Source organism: Halobacillus sp. 12SKB, from assembly GCF_052941655.1.
The window spans coordinates 1,951,934-1,975,833 of record NZ_JBRFWR010000001.1 but is presented as its reverse complement, the minus strand read 5'-3'; the positions used below and the strand labels follow the sequence as shown (position 1 = coordinate 1,975,833).

At 45.4% G+C, this 23,900-nt stretch carries 17 protein-coding genes; 2 read left to right on the top strand and 15 right to left on the bottom strand.

Annotated elements, in window-relative coordinates; translation table 11 throughout:
• Positions 1–737 precede the first annotated feature (737 nt).
• The 7 genes from ACQ4XT_RS09440 to ACQ4XT_RS09410 form a co-directional block, all read right to left on the bottom strand.
• Positions 738–1,091: a phage holin family protein gene (locus ACQ4XT_RS09440; RefSeq protein ID WP_446853471.1), complete on the bottom strand. Its 354-nt coding sequence runs from the start codon at positions 1,089–1,091 to the stop codon at positions 738–740.
• Positions 1,092–1,125: 34 nt separating this feature from the next.
• Positions 1,126–2,157 carry a DUF4097 family beta strand repeat-containing protein gene (locus tag ACQ4XT_RS09435; RefSeq protein WP_446853470.1) on the bottom strand — a complete coding sequence of 344 codons (1,032 nt, stop codon included), beginning with the start codon at positions 2,155–2,157 and terminating at the stop codon, positions 1,126–1,128.
• Positions 2,158–2,258: 101 nt separating this feature from the next.
• A complete protein-coding gene (gene bshB2 / locus ACQ4XT_RS09430) occupies positions 2,259–2,915 on the bottom strand; it encodes a bacillithiol biosynthesis deacetylase BshB2 (RefSeq protein WP_446853469.1) in 657 nt (218 codons plus the stop codon).
• Positions 2,908–3,279 (bottom strand): YojF family protein, encoded by a 372-nt coding sequence (locus ACQ4XT_RS09425; RefSeq protein ID WP_446853468.1) that lies wholly within the window; start codon positions 3,277–3,279, stop codon positions 2,908–2,910. The genes bshB2 and ACQ4XT_RS09425 overlap by 8 nt, the downstream gene beginning before the upstream one ends.
• A 66-nt stretch (positions 3,280–3,345) precedes the next feature.
• Positions 3,346–6,222 carry an excinuclease ABC subunit UvrA gene (uvrA, locus tag ACQ4XT_RS09420; RefSeq protein ID WP_446853467.1) on the bottom strand — a complete coding sequence of 959 codons (2,877 nt, stop codon included), beginning with the start codon at positions 6,220–6,222 and terminating at the stop codon, positions 3,346–3,348.
• 7 nt (positions 6,223–6,229) lie between these two features.
• Positions 6,230–8,209 (bottom strand): excinuclease ABC subunit UvrB, encoded by a 1,980-nt coding sequence (gene uvrB, locus ACQ4XT_RS09415; protein WP_446853466.1) that lies wholly within the window; start codon positions 8,207–8,209, stop codon positions 6,230–6,232.
• Between the two features lie 215 nt (positions 8,210–8,424).
• On the bottom strand, positions 8,425–10,014 hold the full coding sequence (locus ACQ4XT_RS09410; RefSeq protein WP_446853465.1) for a peptide chain release factor 3: 1,590 nt from the start codon (positions 10,012–10,014) through the stop codon (positions 8,425–8,427).
• A 317-nt stretch (positions 10,015–10,331) separates the two neighbouring features.
• Here ACQ4XT_RS09410 and ACQ4XT_RS09405 point away from each other — a divergent pair, with 317 nt between their 5' ends.
• On the top strand, positions 10,332–13,535 hold the full coding sequence (locus ACQ4XT_RS09405) for a DEAD/DEAH box helicase (protein WP_446853464.1): 3,204 nt from the start codon (positions 10,332–10,334) through the stop codon (positions 13,533–13,535).
• Between the two features lie 148 nt (positions 13,536–13,683).
• Here ACQ4XT_RS09405 and ACQ4XT_RS09400 read toward each other — a convergent pair whose 3' ends face one another.
• On the bottom strand, positions 13,684–14,571 hold the full coding sequence (locus tag ACQ4XT_RS09400; protein WP_446853463.1) for a COX15/CtaA family protein: 888 nt from the start codon (positions 14,569–14,571) through the stop codon (positions 13,684–13,686).
• A 103-nt stretch (positions 14,572–14,674) separates the two neighbouring features.
• Positions 14,675–15,235, bottom strand: coding sequence for a zinc dependent phospholipase C family protein (locus ACQ4XT_RS09395; protein ID WP_446853462.1), 561 nt, complete (start codon positions 15,233–15,235; stop codon positions 14,675–14,677).
• A 77-nt stretch (positions 15,236–15,312) separates the two neighbouring features.
• Between ACQ4XT_RS09395 and ACQ4XT_RS09390 the strand changes: the two genes are divergently transcribed.
• A complete protein-coding gene (locus ACQ4XT_RS09390) occupies positions 15,313–15,963 on the top strand; it encodes a haloacid dehalogenase type II (protein ID WP_446853461.1) in 651 nt (216 codons plus the stop codon).
• A 31-nt stretch (positions 15,964–15,994) separates the two neighbouring features.
• Here the strand turns inward: ACQ4XT_RS09390 and ACQ4XT_RS09385 are convergent, their stop codons facing one another.
• The 6 genes from ACQ4XT_RS09385 to ftsE form a co-directional block, all read right to left on the bottom strand.
• Entirely contained in the window at positions 15,995–18,067 is a 2,073-nt protein-coding gene (locus ACQ4XT_RS09385) for a sensor domain-containing protein (RefSeq protein WP_446853460.1), read from the bottom strand.
• Positions 18,068–18,220: 153 nt separating this feature from the next.
• Positions 18,221–19,060: an ABC transporter ATP-binding protein gene (locus ACQ4XT_RS09380; protein WP_146816949.1), complete on the bottom strand. Its 840-nt coding sequence runs from the start codon at positions 19,058–19,060 to the stop codon at positions 18,221–18,223.
• Between the two features lie 274 nt (positions 19,061–19,334).
• Entirely contained in the window at positions 19,335–19,991 is a 657-nt protein-coding gene (locus ACQ4XT_RS09375; protein WP_446853459.1) for an AraC family transcriptional regulator, read from the bottom strand.
• Positions 19,992–20,070: 79 nt separating this feature from the next.
• Positions 20,071–21,261 (bottom strand): PDZ domain-containing protein, encoded by a 1,191-nt coding sequence (locus tag ACQ4XT_RS09370; protein ID WP_446853458.1) that lies wholly within the window; start codon positions 21,259–21,261, stop codon positions 20,071–20,073.
• A 107-nt stretch (positions 21,262–21,368) separates the two neighbouring features.
• Positions 21,369–22,868 (bottom strand): S41 family peptidase, encoded by a 1,500-nt coding sequence (locus ACQ4XT_RS09365; RefSeq protein WP_446853457.1) that lies wholly within the window; start codon positions 22,866–22,868, stop codon positions 21,369–21,371.
• A 328-nt stretch (positions 22,869–23,196) separates the two neighbouring features.
• Complete coding sequence (ftsE, locus tag ACQ4XT_RS09360) at positions 23,197–23,883, bottom strand: cell division ATP-binding protein FtsE (RefSeq protein ID WP_446853456.1); 687 nt, start codon at positions 23,881–23,883, stop codon at positions 23,197–23,199.
• Positions 23,884–23,900 lie beyond the last annotated feature (17 nt).

Below are 23,900 nucleotides of genomic sequence, written 5' to 3'. Positions count from 1 at the left end.
ATCAACCTCCTCTTTCATCAATCACTGTCCCCTATTGTAGCATGTTTTCAATAAATCTTGGATAGGGAGGTTTTTTAGCAGTATTTCCCATGAGCCAATCGCCCTACCAGAGCTTACTTATTATACTAACTGGCAGGTTTGTGGAAGACTCAGTTTCGAGACTTTTATTGAGTGGGTGGGGCTGCGGGGAATAGCTCGCTTTCCGCGGGAGCGCGGTGAGCCTCCTCAGGTTGACGCCTTGCGGGGTCTCACCTAGCACTCTTTTCCCGCAGGAGTCTCGCCATTCCCCTCCGCCCCTTCACCAAGGATGATTCTCGAAACCACTCCTGGAAAAATAAGCTTGTATGGTTGAGGCAAGTGGATGATATCAACTCTTCCCGGTGGGCATTTAGAATGTAAATGCTTGATACAGAGCACTTTATGCCTACTTAGGCTGGACTAGTGGGAGCCCTGCTTCTGGGTACAGGGATTCGTTTTCCTTACATGAGATGGGGTGGTTGGGAAGCTGCGAGACTCCCGTGGGAGAAAGGAGATAGGCGAGATCCCACAGGGCTTTAGCCCGAGGAAGCTCGCCACTCCCCCACAGGAAAGCGAGTAGCTTCCCAGCCACCCCTAACTCCCATTATGGCAAACGAAACCCGAAAGCATCTCGAAACTGAGTCTTCAAGTAAAGGGAGCGTTAGTGAGGTAAGGATTTCAATAAAAATACCGTATGAGAAAACTCATACGGTACGGGGTTAATTTTTCATATCCTTGATTAAGCTGTTTAACACAAGGTTGATCAGAGATATGATAATGGCGGCGATGATGGTCATGCCGAATCCATCGATCTCAAACGTGCTTCCCAGGAAAGCATCCGTCAGCCACAAGGTAATGGCGTTGATGATGAATAGGAATAAACCGAGCGATAGAATCGTAATCGGTAAAGTAAGAATCACTAAGACCGGCCTTACGATCGCATTGAGGATCGATAAAATGAATGCCGCCAGCAATGCGCCTCCAACACCGTCAATGATTACAGAATCAAAGAGTGCTCCGACCGCAATGATGGCGATGGTATTGACGACAATATGGATCAACCAATTCTTCATAATTTCACCCTGCCTTTCGTGAATCATTCTCTTCTCAGAGGCGGACAGGAGGTTGTACGGTCACTGAACCCGTCTTCGTCTCTGCTTCTATATGGTATGCATCTTCGAATTGTTCGTACGCTTCGAATTCCAACATTTTGTTGGCGACATCATTTCGGTCTTTCAAAATTTTGTAATTATCCAATTCACATTGAATTGGACCGAATTTCGTTCTCAGTACGCCATCGACTTTCTTTTCCGTCGGAAGAGATACTTGTATTTTTCCAGTCGTTGTCTTATAAAAACCTGTGTGTGCTTTGGATCCGCTATAGTCAACCGTTATACTGCTGCTGACCGAAGAAGCATCCGTCTTTCCAATATCCCCTGAAAGTGTAATGGCACCATTGATCGTATCTGTTTCACACTCTTCGAAAGTACTCTCCTGCAAGTGAATCGCGCCGTTACCTGTCTGCATTTTACACGTCTCGCCAGAAAGCTGCTTCGCTTTAACCGCTCCATTTGATGTTTTCATCTGGAAATGATCACTTTTGATATTCTCCATGTTTAGATTTCCATTCGTTAGTTGTGATTTGATGAATTCGTATTTCTTATTTGGAATGTATAAATCTACATTCATTTTTATCTTTTTAGATGGACTGGCGATGCGTAGAAGACCATTTTTAATCTCGACTTGCGTTTCATCATGAAACCTTTTCCGCGCCTCTTCTTCCGTTTCCACTTGATAGACTTTGACCTGATAGGAAGTTTTCACATTCTCCTGGTCCCAAGTATGGACTTTTAGAGAGCCGTTGGATATAGAAAGGTCGGCATCATGAAACTCCTCGTTAGGAAGAACCGTTTCATCACTGAATTCAACGTATTCTCCAAAAGAAAAATCGAAATCTGCATTTTTAATCTTTTCCATCGCGTCATCCAGGAAGTTTCTCAGCCCGTATTTAGACTTCTCGCGTTGCTTTGAGTTTTTTGAAGAAGGTTCTTCTACAGCTTCTAATAGTTTCGCTCCTTCTTCTGCAGAGATCGTGCCTTTTTCAATCATTTGTAGAATTTTCATACGTTCTTCATTCATAAAATCAGCTCCTTTTCATCTCTTACGTTTTTCCCTATCGAAAGGGTTCAAAAACTAAAAAACACCTGAGAAAACGAGGTTCATTTCTCAGGTGTAAGGGTTCATTGAAATTTGTACATATAAAAACGTTCTGTTTTCAGCCGTTCTAATTGTTCAGAAGCCTGGTCATGATTTTCAATCAGACTCATCATCCCGTCAGCCTGGGAGAGGTGGGCCTTGATAGCTGCCAGTTTCCTTTCCCAGTAAGGACGTACATCCGTAATGATCTCCGGCTTTCCAAGATCGTGTTCCGATTGATTGGATATGGCGTGCATCCATACTTGAGGACGGTTCTTCTCAGGCATGTTTTCCACAGCCTCAACCACTGCGGCAGCGAGTGCATCATGATCCGGATGAACAGCATACCCAGGGTAATGAGTAATGATAATGGTAGCTCCTAATGATTCGATACGTTCCTTCAGGTGCTCAGCCACTTGATGACGGGGTTCAAACTCTAATGTTTTATCCCTGTAACCAAGCATTTCAACGTCTATATCCAACTGTTTCGCCGCTTCAGCCAGCTCCTTTTTTCGAAAAGAAGAGAGCGTTTCGCGATTAGCGAACACAGGATTGCCCATGTTTCGACCCATTTCCCCGAGCGTACCGCATAGATAAGTGACCGGTACGCCTTCATCACGGAATTTAGAAATCGTTCCGGACGCTCCGAACGATTCATCATCCGGATGAGGGAAAATGACAACCACTCTTTCTTTACTCATCAGGATCCGCCTCATGTGAAAAAGGTGTTTCACTGATTTCAAGAGCAACCATTAGACGTCCCTCACGGTCATGACCGGCCATGAGCAGTCGATTCTTTTCATCAATTTCATAATCTGTCAATCCTTCAGCATACACCCAGCCCAGGTCCAGTTTCAGACCTACGCGGTAAGACCCTCCGGTACTGACGATTTTTCCGTGTTGATAAGAGACTTGCGCGTTTCGGATAAACGCCCCGACGTTGTAGGCATTTTCATCGAAGTGACTGGCATAAGCCCCGTTCGTCGTTTCTAAGTGTACATAAACTTCTTTATTCGCAAGTTGATCAATTTTGTCTTGAACAACTTTCTGTTGAATGGCATCCACTCGTATTCCTCCCGTCAAACGATTCTTGTTTAACGATACTCAATTTAGAGGCAAGCGTCAAAACATCTACTTGTTCCCTACTTTTTCACGGGCATTCATTTTCTTATCCATCCGTGCCCGGTCACGTTCCAGTACCGGTTTCAAATAACGCCCCGTATAAGAGATCTCCTGCTCCGATACATGCTCAGGAGTGCCGCTTGCAATAATTCGACCTCCGTTTTCTCCACCCTCTGGTCCGAGGTCAATAATATGGTCGGCTTCTTTAATGACATCAAGGTTGTGCTCAATGATCAATACAGAATCACCGTTATCTACAAGCCTCTGCAAAACTTTCAATAACCTTGAAATATCATCAACATGCAGACCCGTTGTCGGCTCATCCAAAATATAAAAGGACTTCCCATTCGAGCGTCGATGGAGTTCACTTGCGAGTTTCACACGCTGTGCTTCCCCTCCCGAAAGAGTAGTGGCGGGCTGACCGAGTTTAATATACTCCAGTCCCACATCAGCGACTGTTTGAAGCTTGCGCTTAATCTTAGGGATGTTCGCAAAAAAGTCGAGCGCTTCTTCAATCGTCATCCCTAATACATCAGCAATGCTCTTTCCTTTGTACTTCACTTCCAATGTTTCGCGGTTATATCTTTTTCCATCGCAAACTTCACAAGGGACATAAACGTCAGGTAGGAAGTGCATTTCAATCTTAATGATTCCATCCCCGCGGCAGGCCTCACAGCGGCCACCCTTGACATTGAAACTGAACCGGCCTTTTTTATAACCTCTGATTTTCGCTTCATTCGTTTGAGCGAAAACATCACGGATATCATCAAATACGCCCGTGTAAGTAGCCGGATTGGAGCGTGGAGTCCGGCCGATCGGTGATTGGTCGATATCAATCACTTTATCCAGATGTTCCATACCTTCAATTGTTTGATGTTTCCCAGGTTTTTGTTTTCCATTGTGCAGCTTCATCGAAAGAGACTTATACAGGATCTCGTTAATAAGCGTACTCTTACCGGACCCGGAAACGCCTGTTACGGCTGTGAACACTCCGAGCGGAATGTCTGCATCCACTTTTTTAAGGTTGTTTTCTTCCGCTCCTTTAATTTTCAGGAAGCGGTCATCTGCCTTCCGACGTTCTGATGGAAGAGGAATGAACTTTTTACCGGATAGATATTGACCTGTCAAGGATTTCCGGCTTTTCATCACCTGTTTCGGTGTACCTTGAGTGACGATATCGCCACCATGAGCTCCTGCTCCCGGTCCGATGTCGATCAGGTAATCCGCAGCCAGCATCGTATCTTCATCATGCTCGACGACAATCAGCGTATTATCAAGATCACGCATTCGTTTCAGTGTGTTAATTAACCGGTCATTATCCCGTTGGTGAAGACCAATGGACGGTTCATCGAGGACATATAGAACGCCAGTAAGGGCCGAACCGATTTGAGTCGCCAGTCGAATTCGCTGAGCCTCACCACCAGACAATGTCCCGGCCGAACGTGAGAGAGTTAAATAATCCAGCCCTACGTTCGCTAAGAAACTGAGACGTTCACAGATTTCTTTAAGAATCATCCGGGCGATCGTTTCTTCTTTTTCCGTCAACTCAAGAGCCTCGAAGAACTCCTTCGCTTCAGTCACAGAATAATCGGTTGTGATCCCGATGTGCTTTCCATCGATCAAGACCGCTAATGCTTCTTCATTCAGCCGATTTCCTTTACACTTCGGACACGGTTTTTGTGCCATGTATTTTTCCATCTGTTCACGGATATAATCCGAGCTCGTTTCACGGTAACGGCGAGAAATGTTTGGAATGACGCCCTCGAAGAAAATATCGTTTTCCCTTACTTTTCCGAAGTCATTTTCATAGCGGAAATAGATTTTGTCCTCGCCACTTCCATACAGCACTTTTTCTTTATGTTCTTCCGGCAGGTCACGGAATGGTTTATCCATATCTATGCCGTAATGATCGGAAACACTTTTCAGAAGCTGCGGATAGTATTGAGAACTTTGAGGTTCCCAGGCAGCAATCGCATGTTCATTCAAGGAGCGGCCCCAATCCGGGATGACAAGGTCGATGTCGACTTCAAGCTGTGTCCCTAATCCATCACAACGATTACAAGCTCCATAAGGGCTGTTGAATGAGAACATTCTTGGCTCTAATTCACTAACGGAAAAACCACAGATAGGACAGGCGTGGTGTTCGCTGAACATCAGCTCTTCTTCCCCGATCACATCAACGATCGTATGACCGCCGCCAAGTTTAAGAGCGGTCTCAATAGAGTCAGAAAGTCGGCCTTCCACCCCTTCTTTCACGACGATTCGATCGATGACGACCTCAATCGAGTGCTTTTTATTTTTCTCGAGATTTATTTCCTCGGAAATTTCGCGCATTTCCCCGTCGACACGAAGGCGGATATAACCTTCTTTCTGAAGCTGCTCAAAGACTTTAGCATGTTCACCTTTTCGACCAGACACAACGGGCGCAAGGATTTGGAGCTTCGTTCTTTCCGGATATTCCATCACGCGGTCGACCATCTGCTGAACCGTTTGTGAACTGATTTCCACACCATGCTTCGGACACGTCGGACGTCCGATGCGTGCGAACAATAGCCGCAGGTAGTCATAGATTTCCGTTACCGTACCTACGGTTGAACGCGGGTTACGGCTCGTTGTTTTCTGGTCAATGGAGATTGCCGGTGACAGTCCTTCAATGGAGTCCACATCGGGTTTGTCCATTTGTCCTAAAAACTGGCGTGCATAAGCACTTAGTGATTCAACGTAGCGTCTCTGTCCTTCTGCATAGATCGTATCGAAAGCCAAAGAAGATTTCCCCGAACCGGACAAGCCGGTCATGACGACCAGTTTGTTTTTCGGGATGTCGATATCGATATTTTTCAAATTGTGAGCACGTGCTCCTCTAATACTGATATGTTTGCTGACCATACTGTTCTCATCCCTCCGCTTTTAATTCCAACAGCACATCACGCAGTTCGGCTGCCCGTTCGAAATCGAGGTCGCGTGCGGCTTGTTTCATTTCGGTTTCCAAGTTGTCAATCATTTCCATACGTTCTTTCTTCGTCATTTCTGAAGGCTTCTTACCTGTATCATATCCAGTTTCGTCTTCGGCAACGTTCGTCGCTTTAATGACGTCACGCACTTCCTTCTTGATCGTTTTCGGTGTGACGCCGTGCTCTTCGTTATAAGCGATTTGTTTTTCACGACGTCTGTACGTTTCATCAATCGCAAACTGCATGGATTTCGTCATCTTATCCGCATACATAATCACTCGACCGTTTTCATTACGTGCCGCTCGACCAATCGTCTGGATGAGTGAACGGTCGGAACGCAGGAATCCTTCTTTATCCGCATCCAGGATGGTCACGAGGGAAACCTCAGGAATGTCCAGTCCTTCACGAAGCAGGTTGATTCCGACTATGACATCGTATTTACCGACCCTGAGGTCACGTATGATTTCAATGCGTTCCAGTGTCTTGATTTCCGAGTGTAAATAAGCAACCTTAATCCCTAAGTCTTTGAGGTAATCGGTCAGATCCTCAGACATCTTCTTCGTTAATGTCGTCACGAGGACGCGTTCATTCTTATCTTTTCGTTTATTGATTTCACCTACAAGATCATCAATTTGACCATGGATCGGGCGGACGTCAATTTCTGGATCCAGAAGCCCTGTCGGTCGGATAATCTGTTCAATCATTTTCGGTGTATGTTCAATTTCATAAGGGCCTGGAGTCGCAGAAACATAAGCGATCTGATTGATATGTTCTTCAAATTCAGGGAACATGAGCGGCCGGTTATCCATGGCTGATGGCAGTCTGAACCCATGGTCCACCAGTACTTGTTTTCGCGCTCGGTCCCCGTTGTACATCCCTCTGACTTGAGGAAGTGTTACGTGAGACTCATCGATCATCATAAGGAAATCATCTGGAAAATAATCAAGCAGGGTGTAAGGTGTTGCTCCTTCTTCTCTGAATGTCAGGTGTCTCGAATAGTTCTCGATACCAGAACAAAAGCCCATCTCGTTCATCATTTCCAGATCATAATTTGTCCGTTGTTCAAGACGCTGGGCTTCCAGCAATTTATCTTGATCACGCAATTCTTTCAGACGGACTTCTAACTCTTTTTCTATGTTTTTAATCGCTTTTTTCAACTTTTCTTCACGGGTAACGAAGTGTGAAGCTGGGAAAATCGCAACGTGATCCCGGTCACCGATAACTTCACCAGTCAGTACATCAACTTCACGAATGCGGTCGATTTCATCTCCGAAAAATTCCACCCGCATCGCATGTTCCTCTCTAGAAGCGGGGATGATTTCAACCGAATCTCCACGGACTCGGAAGGTACCACGCTGAAAGTCGATATCATTTCTTGCATATTGGATATCCACAAGATTTCTCAATAACTCATCACGGTCTTTTTCCATACCCGTTCTTATAGAAAGCACCTGGCTGCGGTATTCGTCGGGAGAACCGAGACCATAGATACAAGAAACACTAGCAACGATGATGACATCGTTCCGCTCGAACAGAGCAGAAGTGGCCGAGTGGCGTAATTTATCAATCTCATCATTGATGCTCGCATCTTTTTCGATAAACGTATCTGATGATGGCACATAAGCTTCTGGCTGATAATAGTCATAGTAACTGACAAAATACTCGACAGCATTGTTCGGGAAAAATTCTTTGAACTCACTATATAACTGTCCAGCAAGCGTTTTGTTATGGGCGATGATCAGTGTCGGTTTATTCACTCGCTCAATTACATTGGACATCGTAAATGTCTTACCTGTACCTGTGGCCCCGAGCAATGTTTGATGCTTATCTCCTCGTTCAATCCCTTGAACAAGCTCCTCAATCGCTCGCGGCTGATCCCCTTGAGGTGAATACTGTGAAACTAATTCAAACTTCTCCTCCACGACGAAAACCTCCGTTCATTGTCTATACTCGTACTTTTTAGTTTACCACAACAGTTTACCATTCTAACATCGAACGAACAAACATTCGCATTTGGATATTCTCTGTAAATTACTGGATGACCTGGTGTGGAATAAAATTCCACACCAGGTCATCCAGTTTATCCCATTCCCCACAATAAAAAAAGCACTTTGCAGGATGCAAAGTGCTTGGCTTATTAGGAATTCAGCGTTTGGTTGTATTCGTTGACTTGGAACAGGTCGATCAGCTCGATGTCAGGATTTTTATCTTGGAACCAACGTAGAGAAAAGTCGTTTTTAAAGAGGACAAGCGGATTGCCTTCCCGATCTTCTGCAAGCATGTTTCGCTCATCAAACAGCGACTCATCGACCTGGTCTTCTTTCAACCAGCGTGGGATGCGTTCGCCAAGAGGAGTCAACTCGATATCTACGTTGTACTCGTTCTTCATGCGGTATTCAAAGACTTCGTATTGAAGCTCACCAACCGCTCCGATGATATAGTCTTCAAAACGATAACGTTTGAACAACTGAATGGCGCCCTCTTGCACAAGCTGTTCCAAACCTTTTCGGAACTGCTTGGATTTCATGACGTTCTTCGCCGTTACTTTCTTAAATAGTTCAGGTGGGAATTGCGGAAGCTCATCGTACTCGAAGTTGGATTTGCCAGTTACGATCGTATCTCCGATTCGGTAGACGTTCGGATCATAGATTCCGATAATATCCCCGGCATATCCTTCCTCTACGGTTCCACGGGAAGAAGCCACAAACTGCTGGGATTGTGCCAGCTTGAACGTTTTTCCTGTACGGGAAAGTGTAACGTTCATCCCGCGCTCGAATTTCCCGGAGCAGATTCTTACAAAAGCAATCCGGTCGCGGTGCTGTGGGTTCATGTTCGCCTGAATTTTAAAGATAAAACCAGAGAACTCCTCATGATCCGGAGAAACAATACCTTCTGTCGATTTTCTTGGCGCCGGTTCAGGAGCCATATCGATGAATGAATTGAAGAACGTTTCCACACCGAATGGAGCAAGGGCACTTCCGAAGAAGACAGGCGTCTGGTCTCCCCGCATCACTTTTTCCATATCGAAGGTATCCCCAGCTTCAGCGACCATTTCCATTTCTTCTTCCGATTCCTGGAACGTGGCATTTTCCGTTAATTCAGGATGCTGATCAAGTTCGCTGTATGGAATGTATTCTTCTTCCTCGTTTCCTGTGTATTGAACAAACTGCTCATTTTCACGATCGAAAACGCCTAAGAAGCGCTTGCCCATTCCTGCCGGCCAAGTCATAGGATAGGTTTCGATATTCAACGTTTCTTCGATTTCTTCCATCAATTCCAGCGGCTCACGGCCTTCACGGTCCATTTTGTTAATAAAAGTAAAGATCGGGATGCCGCGCATTTTACAAACTTTAAACAGTTTGAGCGTCTGCGCCTCAATCCCTTTTGTTCCATCGATGACCATGACAACACTGTCAACAGCAGTCAATGTGCGGTACGTGTCTTCACTGAAATCTTCGTGTCCGGGTGTATCCAGAATATTTACTTGATAATCTTTGTAAGGGAAGTTCATCACACTGGACGTAACAGAAATTCCACGCTGCTTCTCAATTTCCATCCAGTCCGATGTCGCAAACTTACCAGACTTTTTCCCTTTTACCGTACCTGCGGATCGGATCAAGTTTCCGAATAATAGCATTTTCTCCGTCATCGTTGTTTTACCGGCGTCCGGGTGGGAGATAATAGCAAACGTACGGCGTTTTTTCATTTCATTTTGTATTTGACTCATCGTGATATCCTCCGTTTATTAAGAATTTCAATACATTAGGCTGGGTAGGATATACGTTTTACATTGGCAGATTCACTCCATAAAAAAAGCGCTCACACACTCAAGCGCCTTCGTCGAATTTTTTGATTATACTTTGAAAGTTAGCATAACCCACATGTAAAATCAATCACAAAAACGAACACCTTCCAAATATTGGTGTACCAGGTCATCCAGAATCTGGATGACCTGGTCATACAGTTCTTCCTAAATTCCTCTCATTCTCTTTAGGTGTTCAAACCTGTTATAATGGGATAAAAACGATAGTAAGGATGCCAGTTATGCAGAGTTACTTATTACAACCGAACGATATAAAGAAAATTACTGGTCAGGCTTTTTACACACGTGGAAAGCAATATTTCGACCGTGGAAAAGTGTACGGCCTTTCTCATAATAGTGCGATTCGTTCATGGCGGGCAGTCGTTGCAGGTACACACGACTATGAAGTCCGTGTTTTCTTTTTTGAGGACGAAGATGTCGAAGCCACGTGTGAATGTCCAGCGTATTCCACCTATTACACGTGTAAACATATTGCTGCCGTTCTGATCGCCATCCGTGAAAAAACGTTAGAAGATCTGGCGCCGAAACTGGCGGAAAAAGGGCGGAAATCACAGTCCGGTTTGACGAACCAGGACCGGATGTTTGCAGTCAGCTTGTTTGAGGCTTTCAGACAGCGTCAGGAAAATCGCGGGGCCCAGGACTTGAAGAAACCTCTTCAAATCCAATATTACCTTCACCTCCAATCGATTCTCGGCTCAAAAAGTCTCGGTTTGGAAATGAAGCTCGGTGAAAATTATCCCTACGTGATTAAAAACATTCGTGATTTGCTTGACCATATCCGTAAAGATCAGGCGTACCGAATTACAAAAAAGTTCACATACGATCCGGCAGAACACTCCTTTTCTGCTGATGACAAGGAAATTTTAAGACTTTTACAGCTTGCGTATGAACAAGAGCAGTTTTATGAGCAACAGTGGAATTCAGCCGAACCGAAAGTATTAAAAATTACTCCAACTCTTGCTGATCAACTCCTCCCGCTTTTAGAAAAGCAGCAGGCAGAGGTCATGGAGCGAGGGGAAAACGTGGGACTTGTTCGTTTCGAAGAAGAGTTCCCGAACCTTTCTTTTTACGTTTCGGAAGAACGAGGCCATTTTCATATGCACATGAACCATTTGAAAGATTACGATTATCTATCGGATTACCATCTTCTTTATAAAAAAGGCAGCTTTTATCCTGTCGATCATCAGAAGGAAGAGGTCCTTCAAACGCTTTACACCATCCTTCCTTACAATTCAAATGGCAGCCACACAGTAAGCCATCATGATATGGAAGGGATTGTATCCTATGTTCTTCCTGAACTTGAGACCATCGCAGATGTACAACTTGATCGCTCAGCACAAGAAAAAATTGTGCAGGAGTCGCTCGTCGCTAAGGCCTACTTGGATTTTCAACAGTGGACACTCACGATTGATGTAAAATTTCAATATGGTGATTTGACGATCGATCCGTTCAAGGAGCAGCCATTGAGCAATCAGACGATTGTCAGACGGGATCGACAAACAGAACAGGAAATCATGCAGATCATTGAGCTTGCCGAATTCAAGTTTGATGGAGAGATGGTCTACATTGAAGACGAGGACAAGCTGGATCAGTTCCTTTATCATTACCTGCCTAAATTGAAAGAGCACAGTGACGTCTATCTATCTTCTTCCGTCCGTTCCCTTGTAGAAGATCGACCACTTGAATTGCAGACGTCGGTTGAACTGGAGAGCGACGGTAATTGGCTGGATATCAATTTTACTATTGATGGCATTAGTGATGACGATGTGACCGAGGCTCTTAAAGCCGTCATTGAACGGAAAAAATATTACCGCCTATCCGATGGTGCACTCATGGCTTTAACGAGCGAATCCTTCGATCGCTTCCAAAAGCTCGTCGATGATCTGGATTTGAGCACGAAAGATTTACAGGACAATCACTTTCAAGTTTCTACAGCACGAAGCCTGCAGGTAGAAGATGCCCTGAATCCGAATGAAGCAGAAAGAAACCAGCTTTTCCAAGAGCTTGTCGATCGACTGAAATCACCTCAGTCCTTTGAGATTGATCCTCCAGAAGGTCTGCAGGCGGACTTGCGGCCCTACCAATTGACCGGCTTTCGCTGGATGAAAATGCTCAGCCACTACGGTTTAGGCGGCGTGCTCGCAGACGATATGGGGTTAGGGAAAACCATCCAAACGATCACCTTTTTGTTAGATGAAAAGATAAAGGGGCACATGACAGACCCAGCCATCATCATCGCTCCTGCCTCACTCGTCTACAATTGGAAAAAGGAAATTGAAAAATTCGCCCCCCAATTGTCGGTGCAGATTTTGACTGGGGATCCGATGGCAAGACAGGAAGCGCTGAACGAAGCAGCAGATAAAGATATTTGGATTACATCGTATCCATTGCTCAGACAGGATATCACCTCTTATGAAGAGCAAAAGTTTCACGCCATGGTCCTCGATGAATCACAAGCGATTAAAAATGAAACGACGAAAACAGCTGTGGCTGTTCGATCGATTAAATCGAGACATCGTTTTGCCTTAAGTGGTACACCGATTGAGAATTCCCTGCAGGAACTATGGTCGCTGTTCCGGACCATCATGCCAGGATTTTTCACGAGCAAGAAAAAGTTTTTGCAATTGAAACCGGAAAAAATCTCTCTTATGACACGTCCGTTCATTTTACGCCGGATGAAAACAGAAGTGCTTGATGAACTGCCGGATAAGATTGATACTGTCCAGTATTCAGAGCTGACGCGAGAACAAAAAGAAGTTTACCTCGCCTACTTGGAGCGGATTCAAAACGATATCCAAGAAACAATTGCCACCAAAGGGATCCAGCGGGGTAAGCTCGAGATTCTTGCTGGACTTACGAGACTGCGGCAAATTTGCTGCCACCCGGGATTGTTCCTTGAAAACTATGAAGGGCAGTCCGGAAAGCTTGAACAGTTGAAAGAACTGACCCGTGAGCTGAAGGAAAGCGGGCACCGACTGCTGATCTTTTCTCAGTTCTCAAGCATGCTGACCAAGATGCACGATGAACTGGCCAAGGATGGATTACAGGCCTTCTATTTAGATGGTAGTACAAAATCCGAAAAACGAATGGAAATGGTTGAAGCTTTCAATGAAGGAGAAAAAGATGCGTTCTTCATCTCCTTGAAAGCTGGAGGAACCGGTCTAAACCTCACAGGTGCGGATACCGTTATCCTCTACGATCTCTGGTGGAACCCGGCCATCGAAGAGCAAGCCGCCGGCCGTGCGCACCGCATCGGTCAGGAAAAAGTCGTACAGGTCATCCGGATGATATCCGAAGGTACAATAGAAGAGCGTATCTATCAGCTCCAACAAAAGAAACGCGACCTAGTCGACCAAATTATTCAACCTGGAGAATCCATGCTTACTTCCCTGAGTGAAGAAGAAATCAAACAACTCTTTCAATAAAGAGCCGTTCCCAAACGGCTCTTTTTCTTTTTTTAATTTTAATTGGTATTTTCTGTATGACCTGGTCTGGAACTTTGTTCCAGACCAGGTCATACAGAAATTTCCATCACAATCCAAAAAAGAAGCTGCCATCTCGGCAGCTTCCTTTTTATGCTTTCATTGTTTTCTTTTGCAGTTTGAACCAGTATCCTCCGAGGATGGAGGCTCCGATGACCATCGTCACCGTGGAGAGCAGCATGTGCATCGATGAAGCGAGAACAACGTTGCCTGTCACGACAATGATGAATCCTACCACTGCATTCAGCAGAAGGGAGATTAAATAGGCCCAGGACAACGCTATATGATATTTAAACCTTGAAGCATAGATGACGAACCAAATCGCTGCGACAATGACCACAAAGGTGGCAACCCAGTGTAAGGAATACACGGCATTCGCAACAGATTCACTTGTGATCAAGTACTCCATCGCTGGAATGTCCATCATGACATTGCTCGCACGGCTGTGTTTAAAGAATGCACCGAGAATCACCTGGCCAATGTAGGCGATATACCCGATCAGAAAAGCACGGTAACTCATTGATACCGATGCCCAGCTCGTCCGGTTCAGCTCGATTTTCTTCTCATGCAGACTGTAACTCAACAACACGAGAACGATTAACAGCAGCTGACTGAACGTAACGTCGAACGTCGTAAACCCAGGGGGTGTACCGAGAAGGACGTTCAATCCACCTACGATGGACTGAAATACAAGCAGCGCCAAACTTAGAATAGCTAAAATGAATACAGATTTGTTTTTGCGGTATTTATAGATCGCACCAACAGCGTTGAGTCCAGTTAGCATGATAAGCAATGGAACCATCAAACGGTGTGAATACTCTATAATGACGTGATAGTCCGTAATATCAGGAAAGATCTTCCCATTACAGACCGGCCACGTCGTCCCACACGCGTCCCCTGAATCTGTCGCAACGACAAGGTTTCCGAGGATTAACGCGAGAAACGTAACGAACGTTGTTAGAATTGAAAATTTCTTCATCGTCTTACCCTTTCTCTATCTATGATCATGATGTCATGAATATTGTTTGTTTCCTAAGTAAATCATATCATGAATTTTAGATGATAGAGAAAGGAAAGCGCCGTCATGAGTCATGAACTTTTTGTGAACGGCGTTTCTTCCTTATTTTACTAATGAGCAAATAAAGGAGAGAAACCGCAATCAGCAAGGTATTGACCATAGAAAAAACGTTGGCATAATGGTCATCATCCCAGTAGGAAACAGGGCTTTTAAACGTATAGCTGCTAATCGGATAAAACATGGGAACCGCATCATCATGGTGGGTAAGAATATCAAGAACCACATGTCCAAGCCACCCATAGGAAAAAGCGGTCCACTTGGAGAGCCCTCTTCCTTTCCAGATCAGAACAATAACAAAAAAGACCCCCCACACAAACAAGGAATGACCCGCATGACGCAGAATAAAAACGACAGGATGCTCAAACAGGTCATGGACTAAACTGAATAAAGACCGCATCGGTTCTGCATCGTCCACCACCTGCCAAGCCTGTCTTCGTACACTTAAATAAAGGAACATGACATAATACACAATATCCGGTGAAAGGCTACCAAAAATAAACCAACCGGTGTACCTTTGTTTTCTTGTTGTAAAAAATGTCCAGTAGCCATGGTGCAGTGTATTCATTTTTTCTCCCTCCCCTAACTTCCTGTTTACCCCTAATCACCAAGGGGAACCTAATCCATGGAAAGGAGTCTGAACTTATGACATATAAAGCCTATGTTTTCGATGCGTATGGAACGTTGTTCGACGTTCATAGCGTCATGAAAAAGATTCATCAATTTTTCCCTGATCAAGGTCCTAAGGTAAGCGAAGAGTGGCGCAGCCGTCAGGTTCACTATTTTCTCGTCCGACAGTTGATCCAGGGATACAAGCCATTCACCGATATTACCAGATGGGCGCTTTTAGATGCCCTTGCTTACAGTGATGTGGATGTGAAACCGGACGTTGTTGAAGATCTGATGCACGAATATGAACAACTCCAGCCTTACGATGAAGTCCCTTCACTAAAACAGAACCATCAAGACAAGACATTCACCATTTTTTCAAACGGCACACGTTCCATGCTTGAGCCCCTTTTGGAAAATAATCAGCTGAAAGAGGACTTTGACTTACTCAGCGCTGATGACGTTGAGGTCTACAAGCCTCACCCGAATGCCTACAGCTACGCCCATGAGCAGTTAGGATATGAAAAAGAAGAGATTCTCTTCTTTTCTAGTAATCCCTGGGACATTACCGGCGCAGCTTCTTACGGCTTCCATACGGCCTGGGTAAATCGGAAGCAGCAAAAGTGGCCGGAACTTGGAATCAACCCAACACACATCATCAGTAACCTGAATGAAATCCCAGAATAGAAAAGACGGAGTCCCCAGGGGGCTCCGTCTTTTACCGGGGTTGCTCGTATAGGCGCACCTGATTTTTTCCGTCTCGCTTTCCTTTGTAAAGAGCCTTATCGGCTGATCGGAATAAGTCATCCAAAGTTTGTCCATCTTTCGGATAACAGGCAACACCAATTGAAAAAGAGGAACAGATTTCCTCGCCTTTGACGAAATAAGGTTCTCTCAATTTCTCAAGCGCGCGCATGGAGACTTCATAGATTTGATGACGGTCTGCGATGTCTTCCAAAAGAATCGCAAATTCATCTCCACCAATCCGTCCGACAGAATCTCCCGACCGGATGCATTCTTTCATCCGCTTCCCGACATGGCATAGAAATTCATCTCCAACTTCATGACCGTATTCATCGTTGATATACTTGAAGCCATCACCATCTAAATAAAGGAGGGCGAATGATTCACCGGATCGTTCAGCCTTTGCGATCGCCTGCTCGACCCTGCCTTCAAACAGCCTCCGGTTCGGCAAGTCTGTCAAATAATCATAAAAAGCAAAACGCTCAAGCTTCTCTTCATAATTTTTCTGTTCAGATATATCTCGTGCTACGATGACGAAATGGCTGACCTGATTCTGTTCACTGACCACCGGCGTTCCTCTGCATTCAAACCAGACAGGTTCTCCATTCTGGCTTTTCAAGGTCAAGGAAACCGTAAACGCTTCTTTGCTCTTTTCACTCCATTTAAATGCATAGGAGAGGTTCGTTAAATCCTCAGGCTCAAGCTGATGCATTAGTTCTTCTGAAGACATCTCATGCGGGGCGCGGCCTAAGAATTTCTCCTGGGAGGGAGATGCGTAAACCAGCTCTCCCATTGGTGAGAAAACAGAGATCAAATCGTTGGAATGATCCGCGATCAGCCGGAACTTTTCTTCACTCTGCCTTAAAGCTTCATGAGCCCTCACTTGTTCCGTCCGGTCCTCAAGAATGGCGTAAATTCCTTCTTTCTGACCTTCATTAAGAATCGGAACGAGAGAGACTCGTAGAATACGTTCTTCTCCATCCATCCAAAAACTTGTTTCAAACCGTGTGCCTTTATGGAAAAAGGATTCTAACAGCTGCTTCCTTAACCAGCCTCTCTGTTCTACCGGTACCCACTCGATGATCGACGTTTGCACCAGGACATCTTCCTCAGTTTCCAAAAGACGCAGCGTCGCTGTGTTCGCTTTTTTAATCAGCCCCTCGAACGTAAGCGTCAAGATTGGCTGCGGGTTATGTTTGAACAACGATCGATAGCGGGACCTGCTTGCTTCCAATTTCCGCTGGGCAGCCTTATCGTTCGAAATATCTCTAACAATTGAACTGATGCCGATCGTTTCACCGTCTTCGTTCTGAATCGGAGATATGCTGACCGAAACATCCACAAGCGTCCCGTCTTTTCGTTGGCGGACGGTTTCATATCGGCCAATCGCTCTTTCCTTTCCTTTACGGACAAGCTCCTGTGCTTCTTCTCTTCGGTTCGAAGGGACAAAAGGGAACGAAGACGTCTGCATTTCTTCTTTCGTGTAGCCGTACAGTTCTTCTATAGCACGATTCGCTTCTAAAATATTGCCCGCTGTATCAACAATTAAAATGGCATCGGTCGTATCCTTCATCAAGGAACGGTACATCGCATTGATCCGGCTGAGGTCCCGCTCTTTTTCTATCACTTCTGTAATGTTCCTCGTAATCGCTACAATGTGCGTGACTTCCCCCGCCTCGTTCATCGTCGGGGTAAGCACGGAATGCCCTCTGAAAAGTGTTCCATTAATGATGATTTCATCTTCGTACGTGAGGGCTTCTTTTTTCTTAACAACCGTTTGATAGGCTTCAATTAAATCTTCCGCTTGTGATTCACCCAGAAGATCCTCTATGTATTTGCCTTCCCATCCCGCTCCTTTAATCGGAGAGTGGTTTTTGGCGGATTCATTCATATATACATATTTAAATCGTCTCTCGCCGACGACTTCCATAAAAAAGATATAGTCGGATATTCCATCCATAAGCATATGTAACAAGTGTTCATGGGGAATGCGTTCAGCAATCCCTGCTATGATTCCCTGATCCATCCATTCTTTCACTCGTTCCATGGACTATCCCCTCAATCATATAATCGTATTTACACATGTATACCATGTTATCATGTTTGGTTCCTGCTTCTCTATGTATCTTTCTACCAAAAAGCCAGAAATCCTTTCCAAATATATAAAAAAGCAATGTGCAGCGCACATTGCTTTTAAGAGTTATACCGTTTGTTTTTGTTGAGCCTGAGCTTCCGCCTGCGCTTGTTTAATTAAACAGCGCCCTTTTCCATGCGGGATGCACATCGGTGTACCGAAAAGAGGATCCTCTCTGACATCACAAAGCATTTCAAATACGTGCTGCATCATGTCACAAGTGACGACATCTTCAGGCTTTCCTTGTGCGAAGACCGTTTTATCTTTCACTGCAATAATATGATCCGCATAACGGCAGGCCAGGTTAATATCATGAAGCACCATGACTACCGTACGTCCATTATCCTGATTCAAATCGAAGAGCAGATCAAGAATATCAATCTGGTGCGTCATATCTAAATAAGTGGTCGGTTCATCCAATAGAAGAATATCGGTATCCTGAGCCAGCGTCATCGCAATCCAGGCACGTTGACGCTGCCCGCCGGACAGAGAATCGACCGTCCTGTCTTTCAACTCCATCAAGTTCGTATCTTCAAGCGCACGCGTGACAGCCTTCTCATCTTCGTCCGACCAGCGTTTGGCGAACCCTTGATAAGGATAACGGCCTTGCTTTACAAGCTGATAGACGCTGAGACCTTCAGGAGTTGTCGGGCTTTGCGGAAGAATCGCCATCTTCTTCGCCACATCTTTCGTACGCATCTTGGAAATATCCGCACTATCCAACACAACTTCTCCTGATTTTGGACGCAATAAACGAGCCATCGAACGAAGCAAAGTAGACTTGCCGCAACCGTTTCCACCGATGAGAACAGTAACTTTGCCTTTCGGGATCGTAATATCCAATGAATCTATGATGATGGAATCTCCATAGCCTAGAGTTAAATTATTCGCCAACAGGGTATCCATAATCTGATCTCTCCTTTATGTCTCACGAAATCTATCGCTGTTGGAGCTACACGAAAAATCACGAATTCTATATATTTTCTCTACTTTCTAGTTTATGGGCTCGGTTCCACTCTGTCAATGAATTTGAGAATCATTTTCATCACTGGACTGTGAAAAGTGTATGCATGGCACCAGGAAAAGAGAACTTCTCCCTTGGGTAGAAGCACTTTCCGAGAATAACGAGCGACCCTTACAGTAAGTAATTTCTATGAAGGCGAAGAAGTGATCTTTCTCTTCACACCTCAGAAGCTCTTACACTCCTGATCATCTGCATATATTGAACATCCCCCAGTCCATACTCTTGAAAAGTTTCAATCATCAACGCTACAAGCTGCTCTTCCGATAAAGCAGTGTGAGTTTTGATGAAAGTTATCAGTTCATTATCTACCTTCTTATAATGCAAGTACAATTCAATGCCCTTTTTTAGCGGGGGCAGAAGAACTTCAGAGGGATGTGCCCGGTTTATAAGTACTTGTTTATACATGGCATGGTAACCAGCTACATCAAGCTGGTATGAGGCGAGAGGTTCGAACTGGTGTGTAGTTAAACATAGCTCAACCTTCCCTTCATAGCCGATTTGCTCCAGCCATGCCAGTAATGTGAGGAGATTGATTTGGCAGAACATATCTTCATCAAACCATAACTGAAGGTGATCCCGCCCTTCACGGAAGACCGCCTCCAGTTTTTCTACAGTGATCCGCCTGTAGTCATTTTCAGAAACTCCATGCGTCACAGCCCTTGTTTTTATAAATGCTTCCGAGAAGATAGTTTCACAAGTTTCACCGGCACACATCGCTTCATTGAAAGGAATCATGTGCTCCCCTTCGAAAAGCCCCTGACGTTGAAAAGCCTTATTCATTTCTTCACCATTCAAAATATGTAGCTTCTGCATGGATTCTCCCCCTCCAAAAAGTAAAACGGTTACCTTCCAAAACCTTAGCCGAGAAGATAACCGTTCTGATACCATATATTTAGAAAAAGCCCACCGACTCTTCATGGGTGGCCGGTTCTACGAAAACAAGTCCGAGTTCGTAGTGTTCGCCTTCGTACATCGCCCGCTGCACATAGCGGTTTTCTCCCCATTCATCTCGCACTTCCATTTTCGTAAACGCTCCTGAATTTTGCAGCGCTTCATAAAATTGATTCTCTGTTCGTACAGGAATCGCATTCACTCGTTCAATGACTTCACCAGGCGTGAGCCCCATTTGATCGGCAGGACTCCGAGGGATGACTCCAAGAATGCGGATGCCTTTTTTGGCAGAAGAAAAGAACGGGGTTTTCTCTTCACGCATCCGGTGCAGAACGAAGATCCATTCACGACCAATCAATCCGATCATCACAGCTGCCAGGGACAGCACACCTATGAAAAAGCTCCCGACAGCAAGCCCCAGGACGATGATCGACAGCAGAAAAACGTGCCGCCCCATCGTCTTTGCTGCGACGACAGGAGACTGGCCGCGAGCTTTCCATTCCCATCCGATAACAAAAGGAATCAGAATCATCCCGTATGTTTCTCCACCAAGCGGAATCATCGGCCACCACGTGGCAAACGGTTCAATCATCCCCCCTGGGAACAACGCTAGAAACGGAACGATCGTCATCCTTCTGGAGCGATGCTGACCGATCCACATTCCCCGAGTCCCTTTCAATCGTTCAGGGTACGTATGAGCAGCTGTCGTGCGGAGCATCAGAATCGATTCGGTTAGTAAAAGAACAGCCATCACAACCGCAAGTGTGTGGAGAGGCGTTTCTTGGAGTACTTCCATCCATTCGTGACTACGCACAGATTCAGGTAGATACGGGATAACCAGCAGGACCAGGTAACTCAACCCCAGCGTATAAGCAGACGAGTACCAGCTCAGACGGCCGGTCAAACTGACGATCAATAAAACACCGGATAGGAGAAGAAGCAGCGGATAACTGAATACCATTCCTCCCCCAACCGCCATCACGGATAATATAAAGCCACTGATGAGGGCCGTCCCCCACGTTCCTTTCCATTCGGTGAAGCGGTCAAAGATCCGTGTGCCGAAAGCTGCTCGTTCCTCTTTCACTCGTTTCCCAGATACGATGAAGATCATCGCTATAGTTATGTATAAAAATGGGAGGGAGAACATCATCCCGATCCCTTTTGCAAATTCCATCAACCAAACGTCCAACATGATTCTCCTTTCAAGTCGTGTCGCTCTCTGTTGTCTAAACCTATTAACGAAAAAATCCGCAGTCGCAGACTACGGATATAATTCGTCATCCAGCGGCAAATTCCTGCTTATTGAAACAAGACCTCGACCGCTTTTTGCATTTGTTTGTCGTTTTTCTCATCTCTGACTTCTTTTATAATCGCTTCTTCAAGCTTGCCGCCGGTCTTCTCGTCAACAACGCCTGTCGCTTCAAGACCCGCTTCTTCCTGAAACGCCTGGACTGCAGCTTCTGTTTCTTTGCTGTAGTATCCATCTGTACGGCCAGGATCATGTCCGAGACCTTTCAGCATGATTTGGATGTTTTTCACTTTTTCATCATTGTCATTGTATTGAAGCGATTCTTCTACTTCCACTGGATTCGTGTAAAAGTATTCCGGTTGTTTCACTTTCACCGTAGGTTCAATCCCTTTTTCGTGAATCCAGTTGCCGTCCGGCGTCAACCACTTGAATAAGGTCAGCTTGATTGTACTGCCATCGCCCATCGGTAACGCCTGTTGAACGGTACCTTTACCGAAGCTCTTCGTTCCGACAAGGTCATAGCCGCCTGCTTCCTGCATGGTCGCAGCTAAGATTTCAGAAGCGGAGGCACTTCCTTCGTCCATCAAGACGGTGATTGGATACGGCTTCTTCTCCTCGTTTTCAGAGAAATAACGCGTTTTCTCACCTTTACGGTCTTCCACCTGGACAATCGGCTTATCTTTCGGAATGAACTCTTTCAGAATCTCCTGAACGTCTGTAAACAAACCACCAGGATTTCCACGGACATCAATGACAAGCCCGTCCATACCATCCTTCTCAAGCTTCTCTAAAGCTTCGTGGAATTCATCCGAAGTCTTCTCAGAAAAAGAAGTGATTTCGATAACCCCGGCTTTTTTGCCATTGACCTCCTTCGTGTCTGTGTAAACCGTTTCTAATGGAATATCATCACGGGTGATATCGATGTTCAGTGGTTCACTGACTCCAGGACGGTCGATTTGGAGCGTCACTTCCGTCCCTTTTTCCCCACGGATCTTCAGAACGGCTTCGTAAAGGTCAAGGCCTTCGACACTGTCGCCATCCACCTTCAAAATCTGATCGTTCGGCTTCAAGCCTGCTTCTTCCGCAGGTGAGCCTTTAATGGGCGCGACAATCGTCACCTTATCATTGACCATACTCACTTCCGCACCGATTCCCTGGAAAGAGGATTCGATTGTCTGGTTGAACTGCTCCATCGTTTCAGGGTCCATGTACACACTGTATGGATCCTCGAGCGTATCGAGCATCCCCTGAATCGCCCCTTCGACAAGAGTGTTTTTATCTACTTCTTCTACATAATTTTCCTGGATTGTGCTGAATGCCTGTTCCACCTTTTTCAAATCGGTGTTCCCGGACATATTTTGTATGAATGCCTTTTGTTCCTCTTCGGACAGACTCCCAAAGTTCTCCGCATCTTTATCTGCATACTGTTCGGATTGTGCCTGTTCGTTCGTGCCGTCAGCGAAGTATTCTATTCCTATGTACGAGCCTGCCGCTCCAAATAGGACCGCTAGCGCCATCAACAGCGCAACGTAGCGCGGTTTTATATTCATCGCATTCACCCTTCTAATTTGGATTCTATGTTGCCTCTATATTAGCAAAAAAGCGCCTTCAACGTAAATCAACGATTGTTCTCTGAGTTAACATATGCCGGAAATGACTATAGCATGTCCATTTCATTATAGGACATCCCCACCTATCTATCTACCTGTAAATGGATCAGAAGCGAGAATCGTAGAAATTCGCACCCTGCACCGCTTCACTTCATTATGGTATCAGAAGCCTTTCCACTGCTTCGCAACAAACGGAGGAAAGCTGGTGCCACTCTTCATCAGAAACAAAGAAAAAGACCGTCCCCTAACTGAGACAGTCTTCCCGCATTTACATTTCGTATCCATATTCTCCGTTGCTCTGGTCACGGACGACCATGCCGTCTTCAATCGCGATGACACGCTTACGGATCGTGTTGACAATTTCCTGGCTGTGGGTCGCCATTAATACGGTTGTCCCTGCCGTATTTATCTCTTCAAGGATGTGCATGATCTCCCAGGATGTCTCTGGATCGAGGTTACCTGTCGGCTCATCAGCGATCAGTACTTTCGGATGGTTCACAATCGCACGGGCGATGGATACACGCTGCTGCTCTCCTCCAGAAAGCTCATCCGGAAGGAAACGCGCTTTGTTTTTCAAACGAACTTGATCAAGCACGTCCATGACACGGCGGCGGATGTTTTGTGGATTTTCTTCAATAACTTCTAATGCAAACGCCACGTTCTCATAAACGGTCAGCGTCGGCAATAGACGGAAGTCCTGATAAACGACACCAATCTGACGGCGAAGCATCGGAATGCGGCGCTGTTTCAATGTCGATGTGTCCATATCATTCACAAGAACCGTTCCCGTCGTCGGCTTTTCTTCTCTGTAGATCAGCTTTGTGAATGTTGATTTACCAGCACCACTCGGTCCTACGACATAGACGAACTCTCCCTGATCGATGCGGATATCCAATCCGTTCAAAGCCGTGACACCATTCGGATATGTTTTATATACTCCTTGCATTTTAATCATGTAAAATCACCTGTATC

Bases quoted from the DNA above. Each gene is read 5' to 3' on its own strand.
- ACQ4XT_RS09440 (WP_446853471.1), bottom strand. From the start codon at position 1,091: ATGAAGAATTGGTTGATCCATATTGTCGTCAATACCATCGCCATCATT.
- ACQ4XT_RS09435 (WP_446853470.1), bottom strand. From the start codon at position 2,157: ATGAATGAAGAACGTATGAAAATTCTACAAATGATTGAAAAAGGCACG.
- bshB2 (WP_446853469.1), bottom strand. From the start codon at position 2,915: ATGAGTAAAGAAAGAGTGGTTGTCATTTTCCCTCATCCGGATGATGAA.
- uvrA (WP_446853467.1), bottom strand. From the start codon at position 6,222: ATGGTCAGCAAACATATCAGTATTAGAGGAGCACGTGCTCACAATTTG.
- ACQ4XT_RS09410 (WP_446853465.1), bottom strand. From the start codon at position 10,014: ATGAGTCAAATACAAAATGAAATGAAAAAACGCCGTACGTTTGCTATT.
- ACQ4XT_RS09405 (WP_446853464.1), top strand. From the start codon at position 10,332: ATGCAGAGTTACTTATTACAACCGAACGATATAAAGAAAATTACTGGT.
- ACQ4XT_RS09400 (WP_446853463.1), bottom strand. From the start codon at position 14,571: ATGAAGAAATTTTCAATTCTAACAACGTTCGTTACGTTTCTCGCGTTA.
- ACQ4XT_RS09395 (WP_446853462.1), bottom strand. From the start codon at position 15,235: ATGAATACACTGCACCATGGCTACTGGACATTTTTTACAACAAGAAAA.
- ACQ4XT_RS09390 (WP_446853461.1), top strand. From the start codon at position 15,313: ATGACATATAAAGCCTATGTTTTCGATGCGTATGGAACGTTGTTCGAC.
- ACQ4XT_RS09385 (WP_446853460.1), bottom strand. From the start codon at position 18,067: ATGGAACGAGTGAAAGAATGGATGGATCAGGGAATCATAGCAGGGATT.
- ACQ4XT_RS09380 (WP_146816949.1), bottom strand. From the start codon at position 19,060: ATGGATACCCTGTTGGCGAATAATTTAACTCTAGGCTATGGAGATTCC.
- ACQ4XT_RS09375 (WP_446853459.1), bottom strand. From the start codon at position 19,991: ATGCAGAAGCTACATATTTTGAATGGTGAAGAAATGAATAAGGCTTTT.
- ACQ4XT_RS09370 (WP_446853458.1), bottom strand. From the start codon at position 21,261: ATGTTGGACGTTTGGTTGATGGAATTTGCAAAAGGGATCGGGATGATG.
- ACQ4XT_RS09365 (WP_446853457.1), bottom strand. From the start codon at position 22,868: ATGAATATAAAACCGCGCTACGTTGCGCTGTTGATGGCGCTAGCGGTC.
- ftsE (WP_446853456.1), bottom strand. From the start codon at position 23,883: ATGATTAAAATGCAAGGAGTATATAAAACATATCCGAATGGTGTCACG.